This is a genomic window from Lacinutrix sp. MedPE-SW (assembly GCF_001874145.1).
In the GTDB taxonomy this organism is placed as follows: Bacteria; Bacteroidota; Bacteroidia; order Flavobacteriales; family Flavobacteriaceae; genus Lacinutrix.
Window position 1 is genome coordinate 224,776 of record NZ_MPCX01000004.1, and the last position, 6,000, is coordinate 230,775.

At 31.8% G+C, this 6,000-nt stretch carries 5 protein-coding genes; all 5 read right to left on the bottom strand.

The window, feature by feature from the left end; translation table 11 throughout:
• Positions 1-117: 117 nt before the first annotated feature.
• The gene (locus BM549_RS06070) at positions 118-525 is read right to left on the bottom strand and encodes a 6-carboxytetrahydropterin synthase (protein ID WP_290469449.1); all 408 of its coding nucleotides are present in this window, start codon (positions 523-525) and stop codon (positions 118-120) included.
• A complete protein-coding gene (idi, locus tag BM549_RS06075; protein ID WP_290469450.1) occupies positions 506-1,045 on the bottom strand; it encodes an isopentenyl-diphosphate Delta-isomerase in 540 nt (179 codons plus the stop codon). The genes BM549_RS06070 and idi overlap by 20 nt, the downstream gene beginning before the upstream one ends.
• A gap of 132 nt (positions 1,046-1,177) precedes the next feature.
• On the bottom strand, positions 1,178-3,094 hold the full coding sequence (locus tag BM549_RS06080) for an OmpA family protein (RefSeq protein WP_290469451.1): 1,917 nt from the start codon (positions 3,092-3,094) through the stop codon (positions 1,178-1,180).
• 18 nt (positions 3,095-3,112) lie between these two features.
• A complete protein-coding gene (locus BM549_RS06085) occupies positions 3,113-4,042 on the bottom strand; it encodes a type IX secretion system membrane protein PorP/SprF (protein WP_290469452.1) in 930 nt (309 codons plus the stop codon).
• Between the two features lie 58 nt (positions 4,043-4,100).
• The coding region (locus tag BM549_RS06090; protein ID WP_290469453.1) for a gliding motility-associated C-terminal domain-containing protein at positions 4,101-6,000 on the bottom strand (1,900 nt) is incomplete at its 5' end.

The following is a 6,000-nucleotide window of genomic DNA, read 5'->3' on the forward strand; positions in this document are numbered from 1 at the left end:
TGTAGAGCTTTTTTTTAAGTATTTTAATTATAGATATACTGTAATATATATTTTCAATAAAATGCTTTTAAATAAGCTAAAAATTGGTAAAAAAATATAGGTGTTGTTTATTTATTATTAACCAGAATACGTTACAAAATTACGAGGTGTTTCGTAAAGTGTTATTTCAAGGTCTAGATGGGATTCTAATTTAGCTTTAATCTTATTATATATTATTACAACAATATTTTCGGCTGTGGGATTTAGTGTTTTAAATTCAGGCACATCTAAATTTAGATTTTTATGGTCGAAAGCATCTTCAATTTCAGTTTTAATAATCTGCTTTAATACTTTCATATCCATAACATAACCTGTTTCTTGGTCTATGTTGCCGGTAACACTCGCTATTAACTCATAATTGTGCCCATGGTAATTGGGATTATTGCATTTACCAAAAACAGCGTTATTTTTAGTCTCGCTCCAATCCTTTCTATACAACCTATGTGCTGCGTTAAAATGTGCTCGTCTACTTACCGTTACTTTCATTTGATGTGTTTATGAATGTATAAAATTTATCAAATATAATTTTAAACCATGCTGTGTATATTTCTGGTTGCTGTGCAATATCTGTTTTCACAGCTTCTAATGGCATCCATTTCCAGGCTGCTACTTCACTTTTATTTATGTTAGGTTCTTTGTTATATGTTCCTACCATAATGTGATCTAGCTCATGTTCTGTTAAACCATTATCAAAAGGTGCTTTGTATATAAAAGAGGTTTTTTCTTCAAGCTCTGTTTCAAAGCCCATTTCTTCTTGTAAACGTCGTTTTCCTGCATCTAAATTGCTTTCTCCTTCTCTTTGGTGACTGCAACATGTATTGGTCCATAATCCTGGTGAATGATACTTATCTAACGCTCTTTGTTGTAGCATTAATTCATTATCATCATTAAAAACAAAAACTGAAAATGCGCGATGTAACAAAGCTTTCTCGTGTGCTTCCATTTTAGGCATTAAACCTATTTGTTCGTCTTTTTCGTTTACTAAAATTACTTTTTCTTCTACCATTTTATTTCTTGAGGTTAACAAATTTACAAAATAGAGTATACAAATATTATGTTTTAAGTTTATTTTAGTAATGATACTAAATGAAAAAAGCGTTCTAAAGAATAGAACGCTTTTTTTTGTATTGAAATAGTTTTAGTTTTTTGTAACTATAAACATACTTCTTCTATTTTGTTGGTGTTCTTCTTCAGAACATTTAACACCATTAGAACATCGGTTTACTAATTGAGATTCACCATAACCTCTACCTGATATCCTGCTAGAGGATATTCCTCCTTTTTCAATTATCCAATTTTTTGTTGACGTGTTTCTTCTTTGTGATAATGACTCATTATATGCGTCACGACCTCTTGAATCTGTATGTGATTGTACATCAATACTTACAGATGGATACTCTTTTAGGTAGTTTATAACTTTTTGAAGTTCTACTTGGGCATCTGGACGAATGTATGACTTATCGAAATCGAAATAAATAGGATTTAAATTTAGTAAAACAAATAAATCTGTACCTACTTCTGCTGCCTGTTTCTCAGGTGTTAAATTTAGTTTTAATGCTAGGTCTAACTCAATTTCAGGATCAATTGAGTAAGTTAATTCTTCTGTGTTATAACCTTCTTTACTTGCTACTGCTCTATATGTTCCTTTTTTACAATCTGAATTATAACTAAATGCTCCATTTTGATCTGAATTAAAACGGTAAACTTCTTTATTTTTAGAATTATAAACTATTACTGTTGCATCAGGTATTACTTGGTTTGTATTTTTATCTACTACTGTACCTGCAATTAATTGATTACAAACTTGTCTTTCGAATTTATAAATATCATCATCTCCTTTACCATTATATCTATTTGAAGTTAGATAACCTAAATTTGTAAATTCATCTATTATAAATTCAAAATCATCTCTTGAACTATTTATTGGTTTTCCAATATTTGTAACCGATTTTTTAGACCCTTCTAAATTTGCATAAAATACATCTAATCCTCCTAAACCTGGGTGACCATCTGATGAGAAATATAAAGTACCGTTATTACTAATGTATGGAAAGTTTTCTCTTCCTTCTGTATTTATTTCATCTCCAAGATTTGTAGGTTCTCCATATTCTCCATTTTCTAAAATATCTACCACAAATAAATCTGATTTTCCTTTAGTGCCTGGCATATCTGATGCGAAATAAAGCTTAGTGTTATCTAAACTTAAAGCTGGGTGTGCTACATTATAATCGTCATTATTAAAAGGCATAGAAACAACATCTACCCATTCTCCAGCATCATTTAGTGTAGCTTTATAAATTTTAAGACCTACTACTCTATCACTACTTTTTCTCTTTTTACCGTTAATATAGTTATTACGTGTAAAATAAATTGTTTTTCCATCATTAGTAAATGATGTTGATGATTCATGAAATTTTGTATTTATTTTTTCTGAAAGTCTCTGAGGAGCTGCAGTATCATTTTCTACATAAAATAAATCTAAAAACGGTTGCTCGTTCCATTTATAAAGTCTTCCATCACCTCTTGATGAAGCAAAGACAATTCCATCTTTGTAGAAAGAGGTTCCAAAGTCTGAAAAACGAGAATTAAAGTCTAAATTTTCTATTGTAAAATTTCCAGAAAGTTTATCGATTGTAGTAAGATAATCTGGTGACTCCATAAACTTTTTAGAACGTGAATCTTCAGGTTTTAATACAGAAAACTTTTTTAAATATTTATTAGCTTCTTCATATTTACCAGTAGCTTTTAATGCCATTGCATATCTATAATAATATTCGAAATCTACAACAGAATCTTGAGCTAGTAACTCACCATACCATTTTGCAGCTTCTTCCATTTCAACATTAAAATAATATGCGTTTGCTAGCTTACTTAAAACTTCTGGACTGTTGTTTCCGTCTTCAACAAGTTTAGAAAGCTCTCTAATGGCTTCTTTATATTTTAAATTATTATATTCTTTATCTACACTAGCATTAACTTTACCATCTTCTTGTGAAAAAGATATATTAAAGGTTAAAGCTAATATGGCTAATACTATATAAATTCTATTTTTCATAATTAGTTGTTTCTAAAATTAGAAGAATCTTGGTGATAATATTTTTTGGTTTTGGAAAATTTCGAATCTTAAAAACACTTCATAAGAACCTTGTTCAAATTGGGTATTACCTAATTCTGTTGTTTCTCTATCATATGCTACACCTAACATTAGCTTATCGGTTAATTGATAACCAACTAATGCACTAAATGCTGCGCTCCATCTATAGGCTAAACCTAATGTGAGTTTTTCTTTTAAAAGCGCATTTAAAGTTAAATCTGCTTGCAATGGTGAACCTTGAACACCTTTAAATAAAACTGCTGGTTTTAATTTTAAATCTTGATTTATATCAAATACATAACCACCTATTAAATACAAATTTATTTTTTCTTTTGCTTCAGAAAGAGAAGATTCTTCAAAATGGGTTGTTTCTAATAAATTTGGAGCAGATAAACCAACATACCATCTATCTCCTTTACGATAGTAAATTCCGGCTCCAACGTTAGGTGAAAATCTGTTTTTTATATCTGATTGTAATAATGGATCTGAACTATATTGATTTAATTCAGAATACGCAACATCTAATAAATGACCGCCACCTTTTACTCCAAAAGAAAGTCTTCCTTCTTCTGAAGTGTTAACTGTATAAGAAAAATCAATATCAAAATACGTTTCGTGTGTTGGCCCGATATTATCGTTTACAATTGATAAGCCTAATCCAACTTTTTTACTATCTCCAATAGGAGAATGAATATTGAAAGTTTGAGTATCTGGCGCTCCATCTAAACCGACCCATTGTGTTCTGTATAGTCCTGCGATACTTATAACATCTCTTGATCCAGCATAGGCAGGATTTACACTCATTGTATTATACATGTACTGAGTGTATTGAGCGTCCTGTTGAGCAGTACTTTCTAAAGCAAAGATAGAACTGATAAGAATTACTAAAATTAATATTCTATTTTTCATTATAAAAGGTATAATTTATTTTGGAGGCAGAATCTTTCTACCTCCTTTATTTATTTAATTAACGTTGAATATAAAGGTAACCAGCTCTTGATTTGTCTTCTGTACCATTATTGTATTTAAGTACATAGAAATATGTTCCTACTGGTAACTGTTTTTCTTCTCGAATTGTAACTCTACCGTTAGATTCACCTTTAAAATAGTTTCCATTTTGACCATAACCATCTGTAGAATACACAATAACTCCCCATCTGTTATAGATTTCTAGTGTATTATTTGGATATAACTCTATATTTCTAATTATAAATACATCATTATCTCCATCTCCATTTGGTGTTACTGCGTTAAATACTTCTAAATCATCTTCTGATGGAGATGCGTTATTTATATCTAAATAATCTGGAAGTCCATCACCATCACTATCTACAGCATCTCCACCAAACCCTATACCATCATTGTTTGGATCTGGACTTTCATTTGTAGTCAAAATTCCATCTCCATCATCATCAACATCTAAGTAATCAGGTGTACCGTCACCATCTGTATCATTATCAGTTGGGTCTCCATTTCCTGTTGGATCTACTTCTCCGTCTTCTAAATCTACATCTGCATAGTCTTCATTTATAGTATCTACACCATCGTTATCATCATCAGTATCTAACCAGTTTGGTGTACCGTCTCCATCGGTATCTCCTAATGGGAATTCTATACCGTTTGGAACATTATCATTATCACAGTCTCCATTGAAAAATTCTAATGATTGAGGTAAAGTTACACTTGTAGTTACAAAATCACAATTCTCAAGAGGATTTGTTCCATCTAACAATTCATCTTCATTTGTTACACCATCACCATCACAATCTGTCGATAAGAAAGGTTCTGATTGAACTTCTGTAATATCCTCAGTATTATAATCACAAGGATCTAATGGGTCTGTACCGTTAAGAACTTCAACACTATCTAAAACTCCATCTCCATCTGAATCAACATCTCCGTAAGTTATTGTTACAGTTGCTTCATTTGAAATATTTCCTTCATTATCTTGAATAGTATAAGTAATTGGTGTTGGGTTTCCAACGAAACTAGGTTCTGGAGTAAATGTTAGGTTTCCACTTTCATCAACTGTCCAAGTTCCTTCTCCTATTACGACTAATGTATCGTTTTGGCCGTCTCCATTTGTATCTGTTGCTCCTGGTGTTGTTATTGAAACTGTGCTAGGGTCAACTATTCCATCTAAATCACTATCTGCACCATTTCCATTATCAGCTGTAACAATAATAGTAACAGGAGAACCAATAGGATTATCCGTACTAATATCATCTTCTGCTATTGGATTAGCCGAATATGTAATTGTAACTGTAGCAACATTAGATTCATTACCATCATTATCTTCTATAGTATAGGTAATTGGTGTTGGGTCTCCTGTAAAACCTGGCTCTGGTGTAAACGTAATGTTACCATTTCCATCTGACACCCATGTCCCTTCACCTGAAACAATTAAAGTATCATTGTAGCCATCTCCAGTTTCATCTGTTGCACCTGGTGTAGTTATACTAACTGTTGTTGGTTCAACTGTACCATCAGGATCAACATCAGTTCCATTACCATTATCTACAGTAACATTTATTGTTACCGCTGTATTCACAGTATTATTCAAACTTTCGTCGTCTATAGCGATTGGATTTGCTTGAACATTAACACTTATAGTACCTACATTTGATGGATTACCGTCATTATCATTAACTGTGTAATCTATTGGTGTTGCATCACCTGTAAAGCCTGGCTCTGGTGTGAATGTCACTGTTCCATCGCCATTATCTGTATAAGTTCCTTCTCCTGGTACGGTAAAGGTATCTTGATCACCTGGTGTTGATGGATCTAAATCTACACTTGTTACATCTATACTTCCGCCTGCACTTGGATCTGAATCATTATCTGTGATTGGGAATGTTACTGGTGTA